The organism is Pantoea sp. SGAir0215, assembly GCF_043543215.1.
Genome location: NZ_CP028031.1, coordinates 3,387,976 through 3,408,422, shown reverse-complemented (window position 1 = coordinate 3,408,422; position 20,447 = coordinate 3,387,976). Strand labels below are relative to the sequence as shown.

Here is a 20,447-nt window from a genome sequence, read left to right as displayed (position 1 = left end):
CCGCCCCTTTCGATCGCTGGCTTGCGATGACGACACGCAACGATTTGCACAGATGATTCTGGATAGAACGCACAATAAGCGACGATCTCACGTCAATCATCAGAATTCATCATCAACATGCCCTGGTCTTTCACGCAGACCCGCTGAGACAGCCCCCTGGAAGGGCATCAGCGCTGGCCACTGTTGGCATGTGAACTTGTGGATTTAAGGAATCACACCATGGCTCCATATTGGTCAATATCAGGGTTTTTGCTGCTGCTTTCGCTGTTCGAAATCCTGGTTAAAAAAGACGAACGCACAAATTATGCTTTAACCTGGCTGCTCTGTATTGCTGCCATGATTTTGATTGTTTTCGGCGGTATTCGCGGTCTGGGCACCGGCATGGATGACTTTCAGTACCGGAGTTTCTTCGAGGACTTCGTACGACGCATCCAGATTAACGGCTTTTTTAATACCGTGGCTTTTTTCCGTTACGAACCGCTGATTTTCGCCATGGCCTGGCTGACCAGCCTGTTTTCGCACAATGCCAGCGTCTTTCTGTTTGTGTTTTGTGCCATTGCAGTTTCCATAAATACCTACTTCTTTAAGAAGATGTCACCCTATCCGGTGCTGGCGCTGGCGCTATATTCCGCGCACATCTTTATTAACAAAGACATAAACCAGATTCGCTTTGGCCTGAGCTCCGCGCTGTTCCTGGGTGTGCTGTGGTCCATTTACCTCAGGCGTTACTGGTGGGCATTTACCTTTTTTATTCTGTCCTTTATGAGCCACAACACCGCCGTTATGGTGGTGACGCTGGTGCCGTTCCTGTTTATTCGTGACTGGCGCTGGTGGCCGGTGGTTATCATTCTCTTCAGTCTGCCGCTCTCCGTTGTCGGCGGTTCCAGCTTTATCGCGCTGATTGCCGGTCATTTGGGGTCACTGGGTGAAAGGGCATCGGGCTATAACAATGACCCGTCCTACGCAATGGATGGCAGTATCCTGTCAGTCTCGAACCTGAAAAACATCATGCTGGTGTTTATCTTCTTCTATTTCATGCTGACGGAAGAGCTGAAGCGCGAAAATTACGCCCAGTACCGTCTTAACTATCTGCTGATTTTAAGTTTTGCTATCGGCGGGGCGATCAGGATCTTCCTGTACAACTTCCCGTCGGGTTCACGTCTGTCCAACTATTTGCAACAGGTCGAGCCGATTATCCTGACCTCGCTCATCTTTCAGGCCAGGCGCGTCTGGAAGCCCGCACTGTTTGGCATGCTGGTTTTCTTCCTGCTCTATTACCTCTACTACAACACCATTTCCACCAAACAGGCGGTTGTCGGCTACGAAGTGGCGCAGGAGTTTTGGTTGACTCGCTAATCAACCCGGCGATCGTCCTCCCGTGAAAGGCGTCACGCAGGGGCGGTTGCCAGTCAGAACACAGGTTTTTCTTCGACCTTTGTCGATTGAATTGTTTATTTTTGAACTATTTTAATGAGGTGCTGGCAATGAAGGACATTCGTTTCTCCATCGTAATTCCGGCTTATAACGCGTCAGAATCGATTGTCACGACGCTGGATTGCGTTAAAGCACAGACGTATCGTCATTTCGAGGTCATCATCGTTGATGACAAATCGGCGGATGCCGCCGCGCTCGCCGAGGTGGTTCGCAGCGAGCGTTACCAGGACCTGGACATCAACCTGGTGTTGTCAGAGGTCAAGCTGAATGGCGCAGGTGCGCGTAACAAAGGCATTGAACTGGCCACGGGCGACTATGTCAGCTTCCTGGATGCCGACGATGAATGGCACGCCGATAAGCTGCTGCAGGTCACAAAAAAAATTGCCGAACTTGAGGCGCAGGGCAAAGACAAGACCATTATCTTCAGTCAGGTGAATATCTATCAGGACGGCGCGTTCCTGAAAGTCATGCCAATGCAGCCGCCTGCTGAAAATGAAACGGTGGCGGAATATCTGTTCGGTTGTTATGGCTTCATTCAAACCAGCACAATTGTGCTGAAGCGTGAAGATGCCGCCAAAATTCAGTTCGATGCGCGCTTTATTCGCCATCAGGATTATGACTTCTGTATCCGTGCCGATCGGATGGGTTACCGGTTCGAGATGATTGACGCGCCGCTGGCTAATTATCATCTGGTGACCTCGTTCGGTTCAAAGCACAAAGGGGAATCGGTCAAATACTCCCTGTTCTGGCTGGATACCATGAAGCCGCACCTTACCGCGCGTGATATTCACACCTATAAAGCCTTTAAGCTGCCGCTGCGCTACAAAATGGACGGCAACGCCCTGATGGCGAGCGTGAGTTTTGCCCGCTATTTCTTGCTCACTAATAAAGACAATCGCACCTACTTCCTCAACCGCCTGAAAGACAAGCTGAAAGCGCGTTTTGGCGGTGAAAAGGCACTTTCCTGATTCTCTTAAATGTTGTGACGTTTCTGTGCTGCCGGAAGCCTCTCCCGGTCGCTCCGTCTTTTTATTTATTCAGGTATGAAAATGACTAATCACTCTGGTACCGTTGGCATCGTGATGCCTATGTATAATGCCCGCCAGACGGTATTACGCGCCGTGCAGTCCGTGTTAAATCAAACCTATCAGGACTGGCACCTCTATCTGATCAACGATAAATCCACCGATGACTCCCTCGCCTGGGTAACAGAACAGTGCCAGGATCCGCGTATTACGATTCTGGACAATGCCGTGAACATGGGCGCAGCCGAAACCCGCAATGTCGGCTTGCGCGCGGCCAAAGAAGAGATCATTGCTTTTCTGGACAGCGATGATGAATGGCACAGTGATAAACTGCGTCAGCAGATGCAGGCGATAGCCGATGGGGATAATCTGGTTATTACCGAATATCATTATAAAACCCGCAAAGCTGACCACGATATCCGCTACTCGAAGCCGTATTTACAGCAGGACAACTTCGTAAAAAAACAGTACCGTGTCTGCTTCTCTTCCGTGTGCTTTCGCCGTCCACCAGGCGGTATTTTTTTCCAGCGCAAAGGTCATGAAGACTTCCTTTTCCTCTACGAACTGTTTAGCCGTTATAAACAGGCCAGGATAATTCAGACAATTCTGGTGAATTATTATGAGCTAGGCGATTCTCTGTCGCGTAATAAAAATAAAGCCGCGAAATGGCACCTCGAACTATTAAGAATTATCTATAAAAACAATCCGTTAAAAATCTATTACTATTACGCCTGGTATATGGTGAACGGTGTGCTTTTTAGCCTGAAACACCGTTAAGCCGATCGGCAGGATTGTCTGTAAACTTTGAGGTGGATAACGTTTCATGAAAAAAATCGTCCTGGTGATCAAAGACGCTTACTCGTATGCCGGCACCGAGAATATCTGTAACTTTATGTCGGAATGCCTCGGTGATGAGCACGACGTCACCATTTACTCGCTGGAAGGGCACGGTCAGCCGTTTTACCCGTTTGAAAAGGTTAAGCGCATCGTCAGCTTTGAAGGGGAAAGTAACCCGATTAAAAGTGCGGTGGCACGTATCCAGCAGGAAGGCTTTGATACCGTGTTTTTGATCAGCATGGGCCGCCTGAGCGTGATGTTTGCGTTCTGGAATCTGATGACGTTTAAAAAGAAACGTTTCAAAGCCTATGCCTGTGAGCACGTGGCCATCAACTCCTTTAGCAAGCCCATTAAATTCCTCAAATTCCTGCTTCTGCGCTACTACGACCGCGTGATTGTGTTGACGGATAAAGATCATCAGGTCTTTCAGCGCTGGCACATTCCCAGCCAGACCATCCCCAACCCGGTCGTATACAAAGCCTGGCAACGCACCTTGCGTCATCGCCAGGCGCTGGCAGTCGGCCGTCTGGACAATCAAAAGGGTTTTGACCTGCTACTGGATATCTGGCGCGACTTTGCCAAAGCCCATCCAGACTGGACCCTGGTCATTGCCGGTGACGGCGAGCTGCGCCAGCAACTGCACGATCAGGCTGCCGTGCTGGGCATCACCTCCAGCGTGAAGTTCGTCGGCAAAGTCAGCAACATCAACGACTACTATCGCGACAGCGATATGGCGCTGATGACCTCGCGTTATGAAGGTTTACCGCTGGTTTTGCTGGAAGCCAAATCGTGGTCGTTGCCGGTGGTGGCGTATGACTGCCCGACGGGTCCTCAGGAGATCATCAATCACGGTGAAGACGGCTTCCTGGTGCCAATGAACAAGAAAAGCGAATTTCTGGCGCGGATGGAGCAACTGGCGAGCGATGATGCTTTGTTCTACGCCATGAGCGAAAAAACCCAACACACTGCGCTGAAATTTGACGGCAAACAGATTAAACAAAGCTGGCTGGCGCTGGTGTAAACGGGCTGGAGATGCTCATTTTTGCTGTGCCTCATGGGACACCTTTTATGGCTGAGTTTACAGCCTTCATGACGACGGGATTTACTGCATGAAAAGAAGAGAAGTCTTGCAAACCGCAGCCTCCGCCCTTGTCGGTGCGCTTTCCGTGAGCACGTTTTCCAGCTACGCCGCCAAAAATACGGGTCTGGCGCTGAAATCGGTTGATGCAACGGCGATCCCGAAAGGGGATGTTCCCATTCTTACCCCTGAAAATGTGTACGCCATGCCACCGCAGTTTTGGCAAAATTTTCAGGGGAAGCTGTGGATTGGCAAAGCAGGCAGCGATGCCCGCCAGCCCGGTAACCAGATTCCGGTCTTTTTGCGCGATGCCAACGGCAATCTGGCGCAAATCACCCAGCCGATTACGCTGAACAAAGGCAATTTTGATCAGTTCGTCAAAGACAATGCGGCGCTTATCGCTAATCCGTCGCACGCCATGGCGCTGGAGGACAGCAACGGACAGACCGTATTCAACATTCCGGATGTCAGTCAGCCGGGTCAGGCCGCTTTTAGTCAGCGTCTGGCGCAGCCTGCCGGTTATCAGCTCATCGGGGAAATTCCTTCTGTCGATGATCTGCGTAAAACGCGGCCGCTGTTTGAAGGGGCAAAGATTAAGCTGAAGAGCTGGCATCCCGGCCTGGAAGTAGGCGGGGGCGAGTTTGTTGGCAGTTTTCAACCCGCTCAGGACGATCAGGGCGTGATTTTCAGCGGCGACGGCTTTCACTGGCGCCGCGTGGTGGATGACTATAACCGGCTGTCGCTGTTTGACTTCGGCGCGATCGCCGACGGCAAAACCGACAGCGCGCCCGCCATTAAAGCCATGTATCAGTGGTCGCAACAGAGCGATCAGCCTATCTGTGTCCAGTTCCCGGCAGGCACCTTCTTCGTGACAGGCTGTGACTTTGGCGAAGAACAGCGTCGCTTTTTCCGTATCTCCGGGGCCATGGTTAACTTCGGCTACTTCCCGGCGACCACCATCGTTTCTGATGGTCAATCCCCGTTTGTGTTTGAGGTCAGCGCCCGCTGGGTGGAAATCTCCAACCTGATTTTCAATGGCAATACCGATACGAAGCCGAACAGGCAGGGCCTGTTCCGCAATACCTGTCCGGGAGGGCAATTCTTCCGGGGGGCCTGTCTGCGTTTCAACAACGTTGGTGGCACCGCGCTGAGCCTGCTGGATACGCTGGACTGTAAAATTGACCAGTGGTACGCCTCGGCCTGTACTGGTGATGTCATTCAGGCCGGCTGGTCAGGACAGAAGAAGGGCAACTGGGATCACAGCACGGCGATTGAGCTTTCCAACTTCAATGCGCAGCACTGTAAAGGTGGCAAGGTCCTGAATCTGCCGCGCTGCAGTCAGTCGCTGATTCATAACGGCTGGATTGAACACTGCGACAATCCCGGCGATATCTCCAATGGTCAGTGGATTATTGATGCGCTCAGTCTGGAAGATTGCAAAAACCCGCTTATCGCCTGGCACTCGCGCCTGAATACGCGCCAGACCAACCTGCAGTCGGGGAGCTGGATTGATAACTCAGAGCAGGGCGATCGCTGGTTAAGCGCCTGGGAGATGGGATCGACCCGCGTTGAATCCTACGGCGTCGCGATTGATGGCAGCCTGAAATACAACTATCTCACTTCGCGCTGGTTGCTGGAAAACAACACCAGTCAGCCCGTGTGGTACGAACTGGCTAACCTTTATTCTCCTACTGTCGGTGACTCGTGGGAAATCGAGGTCTTCGGCCAGTCGCAGTTTAACAACGGCACGGACAGCGAACCGCTGATGAATCTGATCGACGGCAGAAACACCGGTGGTCGCGCGGTGATTCATGTACAGCGTAAGAAAGATCATGCTGAAGCCAGCTGGTCAGCGGAAGGCAGCAGCCCGGTGCTGGACGTGCGTTACGTGGCGAAAACCGACACCGATACACAGGTCTTTATCAGGCTGGCAGGCTGGACGCCTTCTGCTGCCATCATGATTAAAAGCACCGCGAAGGACCGTTTTGTGACCGGCCGCTGCGCGCGGGTCGATGCCAAAATGGCTAAAGCCACGCCCGACAGTGGCAGCCATGCTGCACCGCAGCGCTTTAGTCTGCACAACGGCAAAGCGGGCGTCGGCGCAAATGAGCAAGGCGATCTCCTGCTGGCTTCCCGCGCGCTGTCGGCTGACAACGTGGATACCCGTAAACCAGAAGGTTTCGTGTCGGTGGTCATTAACGGTAAAACCGTTGCCTTGCCCTATTTTGCCATTAAAGCGTAATTGAGAGAGGGCTGCCCTTAGCGGCAGCCAGGGCCAACAGGATCTGGGCTGTTGGCGTGCACGTTATTGCTGTTTTTTATCAGTGTTCATTTTGCCCGTTTCGGAACTGGGCGGTTGTCAGAATTAGAAAAAATTTAATTCGGAGTTTTTATGAAAATTTTATTGGTGGGTAACCATACCTGTGGGAATCGTGGGGATGGCGCGATTCTGCGTGGACTGATTGATTCAATTCAGGCCGCGCGCAACGATGTCGATATTGATGTGATTAGCCGTTATCCAACCAGCTCCGGTTATCTGCTTCAGCAACATATTCAGCAGGACAAGCTGTTCCTGCATAACAACTCCTCGGGGAAGGGCCTGATTGGCTCGGTCAAACGTAAGGTAGCGAACCGCCTGATGCCCAACATCATGATGGCACACCTGGGTAAGGGCGGTCCTTACAAGTCATTTTCCGTGCCGCCGCACCTTAAAGCCTTTACGGAAAGCCTGAAGGATTATGATGCCATCATTCAGGTAGGTGGCTCATTCTTTGTCGACCTCTATGGCGTAACGCAGTTTGACCATGCGCTTTGTGCTCTGTTAGCTAAAAAACCTATTTACCTGATTGGTCACTCGGTCGGTCCGTTCCAGAATGCGCGCACCAACCAACTGGCAAATTTTGTGTTTGATCGGGTGGACAAGCTTATTCTGCGTGAATCGGTCAGTCTGGATCTGATGAAGCGGGATGGCGTTACCAGCTCGAAAGTGGTGGCCGGTGTGGATACCGCGTTTCTGGTTCGTGCCCGTGAAGTGGAAAACCCCAGCCATAGCCTGCAACACTGGCAGAGCGTGATCCGCGCGCGTAAAACCATTGCCATCACGGTACGCGAACTGGCCCCCTTTGATAAGCGTTTGGGCGTCACGCAGCAAGACTATGAAGCCGCATTTGGCCGGGTGATTAACGCGATGATCGCGAGCGGTTATCAGGTCGTCGCCCTGTCTACCTGCACCGGTATCGACAGCTACGCCAAAGATGACCGCATGGTCGCGCTGACCCTGCGTGACCACGTGCAACAGTCTGAGCATTATCACGTCGTGATGGACGAGTTTAATGACCTGGAACTGGGTGTGCTGCTCAGCGAGTGTCATCTCACCATTGGTACCCGTCTGCACTCTGCCATTATCTCGATGAACTTCGGCACGCCTGCCGTAGCGATTAACTATGAGCACAAATCCATGGGCGTCATGAATCAGTTAGGCCTGCCGCAGATGGCGACCGATGTGCAGAGCCTGATGGACGGTTCCCTGATCGATAAGGTGCAGAGCGTCCTGGCCGACTACGACGCGATCAAGCAAAACGTTGCTGCTGCCGTGGCGCACGAAAGGGAAGTGGGTAACCGAATCACTGAAGAGATTCTAAACGTAATAGGATGATGTGATGAAACTGACTTTTTTCACGATGCGTTTCCCGGTTGCCTCTGAAACATTTGTTCTGAACCAGGTCACTCATTTTATTGATGCGGGCTATGACGTTGAGATTATCTCGGTATTTCCAGGTGATCTGGTCAACCGGCATGGCGCGTTTGATGAGTACGGCCTGGCAGCAAAAACGCACTACCTGCTGCCAGAAGAAAAAGTGTCGCTGACGGACAAGCTGGGACAACGCCTGAAACTGGTTTTGCCTAAAATCACCCGGGCATCCTTATTACGTTCGCTTAACGTGCGCCGCTATGGCGCACAGTCAAGCAAACTGCTGCTTCCCGCCATTGTCGCCAATGCGCGTCAGACCTATGAAGCGGATGTGTTCCTGGTGCACTTCGGCTATGCCGGTGCGCTGGCAAATAAACTCCGCGAACTGGGTATTCTGAAGGGCAAACAGGCCACCGTTTTCCACGGCGCGGATATTTCGCGTCGTCACATTCTTGACGAGCACAAGCAGGATTACCGCAACCTGTTTCAGCAGAGCGAGCTGATGCTACCGATCAGCCATCTGTGGCAAAACAAGTTGATCGAAATGGGCTGCCCGCCCGAAAAGATTCACGTGACCCGTATGGGCATCGAGCCAGAGAAATTCAACTTCCAGCCGCGCGACGGTTTTCACACGCCGCTGCGTATCGTGTCCGTCGCCCGCCTGACAGAGAAGAAAGGCCTGGATGTCGCGGTCAAAGCCAGCGCCATGCTTAAGCAGCGCGGCGGTCAGTTCCAGTACACGATTATTGGTAACGGCGATCAGGACAAGATGATGCGTGACTTCATTGCGAACGAAGCGATGCAGGATTGCGTCACCATGCCAGGTTTTAAACCGCAGGAGGAGATTCGTAAGGCGCTGAGCGATGCCGATATCTTCCTGCTGCCGTCGAAAACCGCCGCCGATGGCGACATGGAAGGTATTCCTGTCGCGCTGATGGAGGCGATGGCGGTCGGGCTGCCGGTGGTCTCCACCTTCCACAGCGGTATTCCTGAACTTATCGAAAACAACGTTTCCGGCTGGCTGGTCAAAGAAGATGACGCTGACGCGCTGGCCGACACCTTACTGAAACTGTCCCAGGGCGAGGTAGACGTTGCCCCCGTTGTTGCGGCCGCCAGACAGAAAGTGGAAACCGAGTTTAATCAGCATATCGCCTACCGCGAGCTGGCACAGATTCTGGAGCGAATGGTTTGAGTGGAATAAAGTCACAGGCGATTTGGTTGTTTGGCAGCACCTGTTTTTCAGCCGTACTGCAGGTCGCGCAACTGAGTTTTCTCGCCCGTAAACTCGAAACCCATGAACTGGGGCTGCTGGCCATTATCAACGCCATTCTGGCGGTGGCGGGCGTCCTGCAGGACATGGGAATGAGCAGCTATCTGGTTCACCGCCAGGACATCACGCGCCGTGAGCAGAGCACGATCTATTGGGTTAACGTCGGCATTAGTTTCTGTACCGGCCTGGTTATGCTGGGCATTGCTTTCCCGGTTGCCTGGTTCTATCACCTTCCGGCGTTAACCGGACTGATTATGCTGACCAGTCTCAACTTCCTGGTGCTCGGTCATCTGTCTCAGTATCAGGCGCACTATATCAAAACCAAACGCATGGTTTCGCTGGCGAAAATTGAGATGGGCACGAAGCTGTTCGCCTTTCTGTGTGTTGTCGCCATGCTGGAGTTTACGTCGCTCACCGTCGCAGCAGCGATTCTGGGCCTGTTTATCAATGCGTTCACTCGTATTTTGTTCATGATTGCGCTTGGAGAGAAGTCCTGGCGGCCTACGCTGGAGTTCGACAAACAGACCTTTTTTAACGCGGTACGCTACGGAATTTACCAGCTCGGTTCGCAGACGATTAACCAGTTACGCACCCAGGCCGATGCGCTGGTGGTGGGGAAAGTGATGGGCGCTGACATGCTCGGTGTTTACTCACTGGCGAAAGAGCTGGTGCTACAACCGCTCAAGCTGGTGTCGCCCGTGATTAACCGCCTGGCGCTGCCGCGCTTTGCCGAGAAGCAGCACGATCCAGAGCAGTTGAAGAAACTGTTCCTCAAGGGCACGCTGGTGATTATGTTGTTCAGCAGCGCGATGTATCTGGCTATTGGTATTTTGTCACCCGTCATTGTTCGCGTGCTGTATGGTGCCTCACATGAGCAGGTTTACCATCTCATTCCGTTGATGCTGCTGTTTGGCATGCTGCGGCCGATGGGCGGTCTGACTGGTGCTATTTCCCAGGCTAACGGTCGCACCAACGTGGAGTTCTACTGGAACATCGTAGCGAGTCTGGTGGTGGTGGCGGTGCTGGCCACGACCTTTATCTGGCCGAACGTCCTCTATGTCGCGCTGACGCTGTCGATTTCGCAGGTGTTAATTTCCGCCCTGGCGCATCCGTTCTTTATTAAACCGGTCATTGGCATTCGTTTTATACCCTATGCCCGACAGTGGGTGTCGGTCTCCGTGCTGTTTGCGGGACTGATGCTGCTGGTCAATCACTTCAACCTTTTCGTGATGCCGGAATGGTTTGAACAGTGGCTGTAAGTGTCATTATCACGGGCGGCTTCGGGTCGCCCGTGTCGTTTTATGGCTGGCCTTAAAAAGGGCAAAGGGCGTTGCATTCGGACCGCCAGAGACTCGCTTGTCTGCGGGATTGCGCTTTATTTCCAAACGGCGAAAACCCAGGGAAAATCCCGAATTTGTAAGATTTCACAGCGAGTTAGTGTGGGCTTTTCAGATAAAGATTATACTTCCTTTTCCGGTCCATCCGGCATAATTGACGCATGTCTTCACTTCATTAGATGGAATAAATATGACCAAGCTTAAAGCAGTAATCCCGGTTGCGGGTCTCGGCATGCATATGCTTCCGGCGACCAAAGCCATTCCGAAAGAGATGCTGCCTGTTGTGGACAAGCCAATGATTCAATACATCGTTGACGAGTGCGTAGCTGCAGGTATTAAAGAGATTGTGCTGGTCACCCATGCGTCCAAAAATGCGGTGGAAAACCACTTCGATACAACGTACGAACTTGAAGCGTTGCTTGAAGCGCGCGTGAAGCGCCAACTGTTGAGTGAAGTACAGTCAATTTGTCCGCCAGGCGTGACCATCATGAACGTACGTCAGGCGCAGCCACTGGGTCTGGGACACTCCATCCTCTGTGCCCGTCCGATGATCGGCGATAACCCGTTTGTTGTCGTTCTGCCTGATGTCCTGCTGGACGATTCTACCGCTGACCATTTACGTTATAATCTGGCGGCCATGGTGGCGCGTTTTGAAGAGACCGGTCATAGCCAGGTTCTGGCGAAGCATCTGACCGATTATGACCTGTCAGAATACTCGGTGATCACGACGGAACAACCGCTGGAAAACCCGGGCGACGTCAGCACCATCAGTAACTTCGTTGAGAAACCAGAGCATCCGGCTGAGTTAAACTCAGACCTGGCGGCGGTAGGGCGCTACGTCCTCTCTGCCGATATCTGGCCAGAACTGGAACGCACCGAACCGGGCGCATGGGGACGTATTCAGTTAACCGATGCGATTGCCAGCCTGAGCAAGAAAAAAACGGTCGATGTGTCCCTGATGACCGGGCACAGCTTTGACTGTGGACGCAAGTTGGGTTACATGCAGGCATTTGTCTCGTACGGTTTACGAAACAATGCGCAGGGCCGTGATTTCCGCGAAGCGATCAAGCATATTCTGGCGAAGTAATCACTGTATAATTCGCCGCGGTTAACGCGGCAGAAAGGGAGAAGTTGAGATGGCAATTTTGGTTACAGGCGGCGCGGGTTACATCGGCTCTCATACCGTACTGGCGCTGCTGGAGCGCGGTGACGACGTCGTCGTCCTGGATAATCTGTGCAATGCCTCGCGTGAGGCGATTAACCGTGTTGAGAAACTCGCCGGCAAGAAAGCCACCTTTATTGAAGGTGATGTCCTTGACCGCGCCTGCCTGCGCGATCTGTTTGCCTCTCACCGTATTTCTGCCGTGATTCACTTCGCCGCACTTAAAGCGGTGGGTGAATCCACGCGTATGCCGCTGGAATATTACGAAAATAACGTTGCCGGTACCGTTGTTCTGCTGGAAGAAATGCGTAACGCCGGCGTCTGGAACTTCATTTTCAGTTCCTCTGCCACCGTTTACGGCGCTAACGCGCCGGTACCTTACGTTGAAACTACCCCGATTGGGGGGACGACCAGCCCGTACGGCACCTCCAAGCTGATGGTCGAATTCATTATCCGTGATTTTGCCAAAGCTGAGCCGAAGTTCAAAACCATTGCGCTTCGCTACTTCAATCCGGTTGGCGCGCATGAATCGGGTGAGATCGGTGAAGATCCGTCAGGCATTCCAAACAACCTGCTGCCCTACATTGCCCAGGTCGCTATCGGTCGTCTGGATAAACTCGGTGTGTTTGGCGGTGACTATGATACGCCAGACGGCACCTGCCTGCGTGACTACATTCATGTCGTTGACCTGGCGGAAGGCCACCTTAAAGCGCTGGATCATCTGGACAAAATTGAAGGTTATAAAGCCTACAACCTGGGTGGTGGCAAAGGCTTCTCCGTACTGGAGATGATCAAAGCCTTTGAAAAAGCCTCGGGCAAACCGATTCCGTATGAAATCAAACCACGTCGCGATGGCGATCTGCCGGCGTTCTGGGCGGATGCGTCGCTGGCGAACCGTGAACTGGACTGGCGTGTGACACGGGGGATTGACGCGATGATGCGCGATACGTGGAACTGGCAGTCGAAAAATCCGGAAGGGTTTCGTTAATATTACTCATTAGCATTTGTAAAATCCCATATCGTTCGATGCTAACAAGCAGCCGCACGTATGGGATGTTCCTGTATTGTCTTTAAACCGTTCACATCATTGTAAGCACTCACCTGTTAAAAAATGGACTTAGTTATTTTTTGTCCATAAATCAAAAATCTAGGGCGCTTTCAACCCATCCCGCTTGCCACAGAAAACAAAATCTGTTGATTAAATGGTCAGATTTCAGATGCCAAATCTTGTGTGATCAGAAAATTGTCAAAAAGTGGCGCTTTAAACCTTGTCTCAAAGCCAGGATAGTACGAGAATCGTAAGGTTTTTTATCGATTCAGCCAGGTTCTCGAAAATAATAACCGGGCAAGACAACGCCATTTTGTAATGCAGTCTATGCTTAACGATGGCTAAAACTATGTTCACGCAAGTGGTAGCGATAGCCAGGGGCGGTAGCGTGGTTAAAATATGACAACTCAGCAGTGGTGCATACATGCAAGAGATCGTTTGTGTTTTTCTAAGTGCATTCGCGTTGCTATTCATTGCGCGCAAGGTCGCTCGCAAAGTCGGACTGGTCGATAAGCCTAACGACAGAAAGCAGCATAAAGGACACATTCCCTTAGTTGGCGGCGTTTCGGTCTACTTATCACTATGGATTTTATACATCATGCAGCCAGGTTGGCTGCCTGATTTCACCATATATATGTTCTGCGCCACCGTACTCTTAACTGTAGGTGTGATGGATGATCGTTTCGATCTGCCTGTTATGCCTCGCATAATGATCCAGGCTTTAATGGCGTGCATCATGATGTGGAACGGGTACTATCTCTACTCCCTTGGCAATGTTTTGTTCGGTTTTCAGCTTGTGCTGGGGATGTTTGGCTATGCGTTTACGCTTTTTGCCGTTATTGGGGCAATCAATGCCTTCAACATGGTTGATGGAATTGATGGTCTGTTAGGCGCACTATCATGCGTAACGTTTGGGGCTCTGGGGGTCGTTTTTGAACTTGGGGGTAATTCAAAGCTCGCGTTATGGTGCACCTGCCTGATGGCGGCCTGCCTGCCTTACATTTTATTAAATCTTGGTATTCCATGGGGTAAGAAATTCAAGGTCTTCATGGGCGATGCAGGAAGCACCTTAATTGGCTTTACAGTAATTTGGTTGCTTATGATAGCGACTCAGGGAACTGAAGCGGTAATGCGGCCAGTTACTGCTCTCTGGTTGATAGCGGTTCCTTTGATGGACATGGTCAGAGTGATGACCTCACGTATCAGACGTGGTTGCAGTCCTTTCAGGCCAGACAGAGAACACCTTCACCATCTATTGATGAGAGGTGGACTGACCGGACGCGGTACACTTGCCGTCATGGTTTGTTGTGCTGTGACGCTCGCAATAATTGGTATTGTATTCGAAAGTATTGGCATAAGTGATTGCTGGCAACTTCTGGCGTTCATTGCTTTGTTCATTTCCTTTAACGCGATTATCAATAAATCAGCGAGATTTCATAGAATAAACGCAATAACTCTGTCAAATCAGAGTGAAAACGAAGCGTTGGCGGATAAATTCTGACACTGCGTTTATTCTGGCAGGTTGCATCAGTGCGCGCTGATGCAAAGGTAAAATTTACACCTAAATTGAATTGCATCATGACTCTCCCATTCCGGCGTCGGGTCTGAATGCGAAATGTGAAATACTATTCTGGACAGCAATTGTGAAAATTTTAGTGACTGGTGGTGCAGGTTTTATTGGATCCGCGGTAGTTCGTCATATAATCGAAAATACGCAAGATAGCGTTGTAAACGTTGACGCACTGACCTACGCAGGTAATCTTGAGTCACTTAAAGATGTTGAGAACAGTGAACGTTACAGCTTTGAACATGCAAACATCTGTAATTCAGGTCAAATGGCTTCTGTACTGGAACGTCATCAACCCGATGCAATTATGCACCTGGCTGCAGAAAGTCATGTTGATCGTTCAATATCTGGACCCGCAGCATTCATAGAAACCAATATTGTAGGGACATACACTTTACTGGAAGCAGCACGTCAGTATTGGCTCAGGCTTGATGAATCGAAGAAAAACGCTTTTCGCTTTCACCATATTTCAACGGATGAAGTGTATGGTGACCTGCCTCATCCAGATGAAGTAGAAGAATCTTCATCGCTGCCTTTATTTACAGAAGACACTTCTTATGCGCCAAGCAGCCCTTACTCTGCATCAAAAGCATCCAGCGATCACTTAGTCAGAGCATGGTCACGTACCTATGGTTTGCCCTCGCTCATTACAAATTGTTCAAACAATTACGGCCCCTATCATTTCCCAGAAAAACTCATCCCTCTTGTCATCCTTAATGCTCTTGAAGGTAAATCATTACCTGTTTATGGCAAAGGTGATCAGATTCGTGACTGGCTGTATGTTGAAGATCACGCGAGGGCACTGTACACGGTTGTCACAACCGGAAAAATTGGAGAAACCTACAATATTGGTGGGCATAATGAGAAAAAAAATCTCGATGTGGTGCTAACTATTTGTGATTTATTAGATGAAATAGTGCCAAAAAATGTTTCCTACCGTGAACAAATTACATATGTAAAAGACCGGCCTGGACATGACCGTCGTTATGCAATTGATTCTACAAAAATTGCTAAAGAACTGGGCTGGAAACCGCAAGAGACATTCGAAAGTGGTATTAGAAAAACTGTTAACTGGTATTTGACAAATAGTCTTTGGATTGAAAATGTCAAAAGCGGTGCCTATAAAAGCTGGATTGATGAAAACTATGGAGAACGTCAGTAATGAACATCCTGCTTTTTGGTAAGTCAGGTCAGCTTGGATGGGAACTGCAACGTTCATTAGCTCCACTAGGCAATGTTATTGCGCTTGATCGGCATGCTGAAGATTATTGTGGAGATTTAAGTAAACTTGACAAAATTGCTGAGACCATTCGTCAAATAAAGCCCGCGATAATCGTCAATGCTGCTGCTTACACTGCAGTGGATAAAGCTGAATCTGAAAAAGAAGAGGCTTATCTTTTAAACGCCCAGAGTATAGAAGTCATAGCAAGAGAAGCGCAGAAGCTCAAAGCATGGGTAGTGCACTATTCAACAGACTATGTGTTTTCGGGTTTAGGTGAAAAACCATGGTCTGAGTCGGATATTGCCGAACCTGTAAATACCTATGGTAAAAGTAAGCTTCTAGGTGAAAAAAATCTGATATCTGAGTGTACCAGGCATTTGATTTTTAGAACAAGCTGGGTCTATGCAGCAAAAGGTAGTAACTTTGCCAAAAAAATGCTGGAACTGGCTAAAGGGAAAAGTGAGCTATCTGTTATTGACGACCAGTTCGGGGCACCTACAGGTGCAGAGATTCTGGCAGATTGCACAGCACATGCATTGCGCGTAGCACTGGAAAAACCCCAGGTTGCAGGTATTTATCACCTTTCAGCTAGTGGTACCACGAACTGGTATCTATATGCTACATATGTATTTGACGAAGCTCGTCGGCTTGGTATCCCATTGAAGGTTGAAAAAGTTAACGCTGTTCCTACAAGTGCATATCCAACACCTGCAAAACGGCCTCAAAATTCACGTTTAGATAATACATTATTTCAAACCGTTTTTAAATTGACACTTCCTGAATGGCATGTTGGTGTCAGACGTATGCTTACGGAAATATTAACTTCAGAACGTTAAAAGAAATTTAATGCCTGTAACAGGCATTTTTGCTTAAAGAGATAAATGAATGGCGAAGCGTAAAGGAATTATTCTTGCGGGCGGATCTGGTACCCGTCTGTATCCGGTCACAATGGCTGTCAGTAAGCAACTTTTACCTATTTATGACAAGCCGATGATTTATTACCCACTTTCAACATTAATGTTGGCGGGCATTCGCGATGTTTTAATTATTAGCACGCCACAAGATACGCCGCGTTTTGAACACCTTCTGGGTGATGGGAGCCAATGGGGAATTAAACTGGAGTACAAAGTCCAACCCAGCCCGGATGGGTTAGCACAAGCGTTTATACTTGGGGAAGAATTTATTGGTAACGATAGCTGTGCTTTAATTCTGGGTGATAATATTTTTTATGGGCATGATTTACCCAAATTAATGGAAACGGCAATCGAACAAGAGAGTGGTGCAACAGTTTTTGCTTATCATGTTAATGATCCTGAGCGTTATGGTGTTGCAGAGTTTGATAAAAATGGTAAAGCTATTAGTCTGGAAGAAAAGCCTGAGGTGCCTAAGAGCAACTATGCTGTAACAGGTTTGTATTTTTATGATAATGATGTTGTCCAGATGGCCAAAAACCTTAAACCCTCCTCACGTGGAGAGTTGGAAATTACCGATATCAACCGACTGTACCTTGAAAAAGGAACATTATCTGTAGCGATGATGGGAAGAGGGTTCGCATGGCTTGATACGGGTACTCATCAAAGTTTAATTGAAGCCAGTAATTTCATTCAAACTATTGAAGAGCGACAGGGTTTAAAAGTTTCCTGCCCAGAAGAAATAGCTTACAGAAAAGGATTTATTGATGCTGCTCAGGTTAAAAATTTAGCTGAGCCACTCGCAAAAAACAAATATGGTAAATATTTGCTTAATATGATCAAAGGTAATTGATTGATGAAGATTGCAACAACATCCTTACCAGATGTACTTATTATTGAGCCAAAAGTGTTTGGTGATGAACGTGGTTTTTTCTTTGAGAGTTTCAATCAACGCTCATTTGAAGAGGCTGTAGGCAAAAAAATAAACTTTGTACAGGATAACCATTCAAAATCGACGAAAGGTGTTCTCCGTGGCCTACATTTTCAAAATGCTCCTTATGCTCAAGGAAAACTGGTGCGGTGTGTTGCAGGTGAAGTTTTTGATGTGGCTGTTGATATCAGAAAAGGATCGAGAACATTCGGGCAGTGGTTCGGCATTATCTTGTCAGCTGAAAATAAACGGCAGCTCTGGATTCCTGAAGGCTTTGCTCACGGTTTTGCCGTAATGAGTGACCATGCTGAGTTTCTTTACAAAACAACAAATTATTATCATCCAGAAGCAGAAAACAGTATTCTTTATAACGATACAGATCTAAACATAGAATGGCCGGTAATTGATTGTCATTACAAACTTTCTGTAAAAGACGAAAAAGCGAAGTCATTCCGCGAAATATTTAATAACTAACTTTATAAAAGATTGATAATAGCGAAGCAAAAAGCCAGTTAAAAACTGGCTTTTTCAATGAGCGTATAATGAGAAGAGAAAACGTAATAAAATCATTCAAATATGGGCTTTTCTTTTCAGTGCTCATAATGGTCATGACTTTTTTTGTGAGGAAAGTATTTCTTGATGAGTTAGGAAGTGAACTTACAGGTTTTTATTTGCTGATCAACCAATTGTTAGGCTTTATAAATTTAGCTGAACTAGGACTTGGGACTGCATCAACGTATCTTTTATTTAAACCTTTACACAAGAAAGACAATACAGAACTTTCAATAATTATTTCAACCATCCGAGATCTCTATAAAAAAATACAGCTTCTCGTATTGATAATTGGCTTCGCTATAGCCTTTTTCCTCCCATTCATAGTCAAAGATAAATTACAGTATCTTGAGCTTTATATACCTTGGGTGCTTTTCGTATTAGCAACGACGCTATCTTATAGCTACAGTTCGGAATCAATATTACTTTCAGCCGACCAAAAATTACATTATGTACGAGTTATTAATGGTTTAGGAAGGGTAATAAGTTTTTCTCTTCAAATTCTGTCTCTAAAACTAGGGTATGGGATAATCGTTTTTAGTATTATTGAATTAACTTCTAATATCCTGCAATTACTCCTCTTTAAAAACATCGTAAAAAAACAATATCATTTAAAATCCATAAAAAATAAAGAAGAAACAACAATTTTTAGGAAAGAAGTTTTTACAGAACTGAAAAAAACATTTATCCATAAAATTTCCGGGGTGTTGATTTTTAATACTGACTATCTTTTAGTTTCATTTTTTCTAGGACTAGCGTATGTAACATCTTATTCCTCGTATATCATGATTATCCAGGCGTTATCGTTTCTTATCACGACAGTGAGTGCACCATTGAGTGCAGCATTGGGTAATTATTTACATGATAAAGGGGGAGAAGCAACTTACAAAAAATTTCTTCAAGTAAATGTGTTTTTTTTCTTATGTGCTTCGGTAGTGAGCATTGTCTTTTATTTTGTCGTCAATGATGTCATAACACTTTGGCTAGGAAAGTCAGTTTTACTCGCTAATGAATCTGTCCTTTTAATAAGTGTAAATTGTTTTTTCCTGATATCCAGAAGCGCAGTTGATATTTTTAAGGTTTCGTATGGATATATGTCAGATATACACTTGCCACTAATAGAAGGTGTGGCAAACCTAATAATCTCTTTAATATTAATTAAATACATGGGTATTAATGGAGTAATAATAGGTACCATATTTTCAAATGTAGTAATTATAATGATTGTCAGGCCGTACTATTTATATAAGTACGGGTTCAAGTTAGATTTAAATACGTTTCTCAAAGACTATTTTCTCTCATGGGTGCCAGCAATTATTGCCGTTTTTTTCTGTTTCATATTTGTATCTTACGCAAAAACTTATCCCATTGAAGTCGAGGGGGTAATGAGTTTACTCTTTAAATGTTGTGTTTTCACTGTAATAATAGGCGTCCCATGTACGTTATTATTTGCAGTTTTGAGTCCCGATTTAAGAGGGTTAATTAAAAGCCAGTTAAGAGCGCGATATGGACGATAATGCCTTACCGATAGTAATCATGACCAGGAATGATGATGAGTTTCTTGAGTTATGTATTGAAAGTATAATCAATAATACCTTATACCCTTATTTTATTTATGTAATTGATAATAGTTCGAATTCACCTATTCAAAATGCGTTGCTTGACAAATATGCTACATACAAGAATATTAAGATTTTCAGAAACAAAAGCAATCTATGGGTTTTGGGTGTTAACGAGCATCTAAAAAAAATAAAAGAGAGTCATAATTCAAACTATTTTTTGTTAACTGATGGTGACATTGAATTCCCCTCATTGAATGAAAATAAAGAATGCTGGCTTACAGTTCTTGTGAAATATATGGAACAATACAAATGTATTGGCAAACTAGGAATGTCGCTGGACTGGGCTGATATTGAAAACGATATGTATTTTGAAAATATCCTTTCACAAGAGAAAGCGCTTTACGATAAGGAACGAAAAATCGGCGAATTATTTATTTCTCCGGTTGATACTACTGCAGCATTATATCGATGGGATTGGTCAATAAATAGTTTCGGGCTTTATCCCGACCATATACGTTATCTCAGACCAGAACTCTATTCTTGTCGAACGCCACGTACGCTTAAAGCCGTACACCACGGGTGGAAGACTTACAAAGAGAATAGCAGTAAAAATGTGGAAGATAAAATCAAATGCTTCACGTTAATGGGCGCTGATATTAAGAAAAACCAAATTGAAAGTGTTGGTTTTAACGTCAGGTTATATAATAAAATTTTGGCAAAACCGATGAAAGTTTTCTGGGGCATCAGGCGAAGATTTTATCTGGCAAAATATCTATTCTGTAAAGGCCTAAGAAAATTCGATAATCATTAGCAGGTTGAT

General features: G+C 47.5%; 17 protein-coding genes. All 17 read left to right on the top strand.

Translation table 11 applies throughout. From position 1 onward, the window contains the following. Positions 1–219: 219 nt before the first annotated feature. The 17 genes from C1N64_RS15925 (at position 220) to C1N64_RS15845 (ending at position 20,438) form a co-directional block, all read left to right on the top strand. Positions 220–1,356: an EpsG family protein gene (locus C1N64_RS15925; protein ID WP_324030328.1), complete on the top strand. Its 1,137-nt coding sequence runs from the start codon at positions 220–222 to the stop codon at positions 1,354–1,356. A 128-nt stretch (positions 1,357–1,484) separates the two neighbouring features. Next, entirely contained in the window at positions 1,485–2,402 is a 918-nt protein-coding gene (locus C1N64_RS15920) for a glycosyltransferase family 2 protein (protein ID WP_205952057.1), read from the top strand. Between the two features lie 81 nt (positions 2,403–2,483). Then, the gene (locus tag C1N64_RS15915) at positions 2,484–3,236 is read left to right on the top strand and encodes a glycosyltransferase family 2 protein (protein ID WP_006119867.1); all 753 of its coding nucleotides are present in this window, start codon (positions 2,484–2,486) and stop codon (positions 3,234–3,236) included. Positions 3,237–3,282: 46 nt separating this feature from the next. Beyond that, positions 3,283–4,317 carry a glycosyltransferase gene (locus C1N64_RS15910; RefSeq protein WP_324030330.1) on the top strand — a complete coding sequence of 345 codons (1,035 nt, stop codon included), beginning with the start codon at positions 3,283–3,285 and terminating at the stop codon, positions 4,315–4,317. An 88-nt stretch (positions 4,318–4,405) separates the two neighbouring features. Then, complete coding sequence (locus C1N64_RS15905; protein ID WP_033740488.1) at positions 4,406–6,616, top strand: phage tailspike protein; 2,211 nt, start codon at positions 4,406–4,408, stop codon at positions 6,614–6,616. Positions 6,617–6,766: 150 nt separating this feature from the next. After that, entirely contained in the window at positions 6,767–8,029 is a 1,263-nt protein-coding gene (gene wcaK / locus C1N64_RS15900; protein WP_039338130.1) for a colanic acid biosynthesis pyruvyl transferase WcaK, read from the top strand. Between the two features lie 4 nt (positions 8,030–8,033). Beyond that, positions 8,034–9,257, top strand: coding sequence for a glycosyltransferase (locus tag C1N64_RS15895; protein WP_006119862.1), 1,224 nt, complete (start codon positions 8,034–8,036; stop codon positions 9,255–9,257). Further along, positions 9,254–10,594 (top strand): lipopolysaccharide biosynthesis protein, encoded by a 1,341-nt coding sequence (locus C1N64_RS15890; protein ID WP_394514952.1) that lies wholly within the window; start codon positions 9,254–9,256, stop codon positions 10,592–10,594. The genes C1N64_RS15895 and C1N64_RS15890 overlap by 4 nt, the downstream gene beginning before the upstream one ends. A gap of 268 nt (positions 10,595–10,862) precedes the next feature. Further along, on the top strand, positions 10,863–11,759 hold the full coding sequence (gene galF / locus C1N64_RS15885; RefSeq protein WP_006119858.1) for a UTP--glucose-1-phosphate uridylyltransferase GalF: 897 nt from the start codon (positions 10,863–10,865) through the stop codon (positions 11,757–11,759). 49 nt (positions 11,760–11,808) lie between these two features. Then, entirely contained in the window at positions 11,809–12,822 is a 1,014-nt protein-coding gene (gene galE, locus C1N64_RS15880; protein ID WP_033740479.1) for a UDP-glucose 4-epimerase GalE, read from the top strand. Between the two features lie 484 nt (positions 12,823–13,306). After that, positions 13,307–14,383, top strand: coding sequence for a UDP-N-acetylglucosamine--undecaprenyl-phosphate N-acetylglucosaminephosphotransferase (gene wecA, locus C1N64_RS15875; RefSeq protein WP_033740476.1), 1,077 nt, complete (start codon positions 13,307–13,309; stop codon positions 14,381–14,383). A gap of 142 nt (positions 14,384–14,525) precedes the next feature. Continuing rightward, positions 14,526–15,611, top strand: a complete 1,086-nt coding sequence (gene rfbB, locus C1N64_RS15870) for a dTDP-glucose 4,6-dehydratase (protein ID WP_033740474.1) — start codon at positions 14,526–14,528, stop codon at positions 15,609–15,611. Continuing rightward, on the top strand, positions 15,611–16,507 hold the full coding sequence (gene rfbD, locus C1N64_RS15865; protein ID WP_033740471.1) for a dTDP-4-dehydrorhamnose reductase: 897 nt from the start codon (positions 15,611–15,613) through the stop codon (positions 16,505–16,507). The genes rfbB and rfbD overlap by 1 nt, the downstream gene beginning before the upstream one ends. A 49-nt stretch (positions 16,508–16,556) precedes the next feature. Further along, on the top strand, positions 16,557–17,435 hold the full coding sequence (gene rfbA / locus C1N64_RS15860) for a glucose-1-phosphate thymidylyltransferase RfbA (protein WP_367143859.1): 879 nt from the start codon (positions 16,557–16,559) through the stop codon (positions 17,433–17,435). Between the two features lie 3 nt (positions 17,436–17,438). Beyond that, entirely contained in the window at positions 17,439–17,987 is a 549-nt protein-coding gene (gene rfbC, locus C1N64_RS15855) for a dTDP-4-dehydrorhamnose 3,5-epimerase (protein ID WP_033740468.1), read from the top strand. Positions 17,988–18,055: 68 nt separating this feature from the next. After that, a complete protein-coding gene (locus C1N64_RS15850) occupies positions 18,056–19,582 on the top strand; it encodes a lipopolysaccharide biosynthesis protein (RefSeq protein ID WP_205949847.1) in 1,527 nt (508 codons plus the stop codon). Further along, positions 19,572–20,438: a glycosyltransferase family 2 protein gene (locus tag C1N64_RS15845; RefSeq protein ID WP_033740463.1), complete on the top strand. Its 867-nt coding sequence runs from the start codon at positions 19,572–19,574 to the stop codon at positions 20,436–20,438. The genes C1N64_RS15850 and C1N64_RS15845 overlap by 11 nt, the downstream gene beginning before the upstream one ends. Positions 20,439–20,447 lie beyond the last annotated feature (9 nt).

Bases quoted from the DNA above. Each gene is read 5' to 3' on its own strand.
- C1N64_RS15925 (WP_324030328.1), top strand. From the start codon at position 220: ATGGCTCCATATTGGTCAATATCAGGGTTTTTGCTGCTGCTTTCGCTG.
- C1N64_RS15845 (WP_033740463.1), top strand. From the start codon at position 19,572: ATGGACGATAATGCCTTACCGATAGTAATCATGACCAGGAATGATGAT.
- wecA (WP_033740476.1), top strand. From the start codon at position 13,307: ATGCAAGAGATCGTTTGTGTTTTTCTAAGTGCATTCGCGTTGCTATTC.
- rfbC (WP_033740468.1), top strand. From the start codon at position 17,439: ATGAAGATTGCAACAACATCCTTACCAGATGTACTTATTATTGAGCCA.
- C1N64_RS15910 (WP_324030330.1), top strand. From the start codon at position 3,283: ATGAAAAAAATCGTCCTGGTGATCAAAGACGCTTACTCGTATGCCGGC.
- wcaK (WP_039338130.1), top strand. From the start codon at position 6,767: ATGAAAATTTTATTGGTGGGTAACCATACCTGTGGGAATCGTGGGGAT.
- C1N64_RS15850 (WP_205949847.1), top strand. From the start codon at position 18,056: ATGAGAAGAGAAAACGTAATAAAATCATTCAAATATGGGCTTTTCTTT.
- rfbD (WP_033740471.1), top strand. From the start codon at position 15,611: ATGAACATCCTGCTTTTTGGTAAGTCAGGTCAGCTTGGATGGGAACTG.
- C1N64_RS15915 (WP_006119867.1), top strand. From the start codon at position 2,484: ATGACTAATCACTCTGGTACCGTTGGCATCGTGATGCCTATGTATAAT.
- galE (WP_033740479.1), top strand. From the start codon at position 11,809: ATGGCAATTTTGGTTACAGGCGGCGCGGGTTACATCGGCTCTCATACC.
- galF (WP_006119858.1), top strand. From the start codon at position 10,863: ATGACCAAGCTTAAAGCAGTAATCCCGGTTGCGGGTCTCGGCATGCAT.
- C1N64_RS15920 (WP_205952057.1), top strand. From the start codon at position 1,485: ATGAAGGACATTCGTTTCTCCATCGTAATTCCGGCTTATAACGCGTCA.
- rfbA (WP_367143859.1), top strand. From the start codon at position 16,557: ATGGCGAAGCGTAAAGGAATTATTCTTGCGGGCGGATCTGGTACCCGT.
- C1N64_RS15895 (WP_006119862.1), top strand. From the start codon at position 8,034: ATGAAACTGACTTTTTTCACGATGCGTTTCCCGGTTGCCTCTGAAACA.
- C1N64_RS15905 (WP_033740488.1), top strand. From the start codon at position 4,406: ATGAAAAGAAGAGAAGTCTTGCAAACCGCAGCCTCCGCCCTTGTCGGT.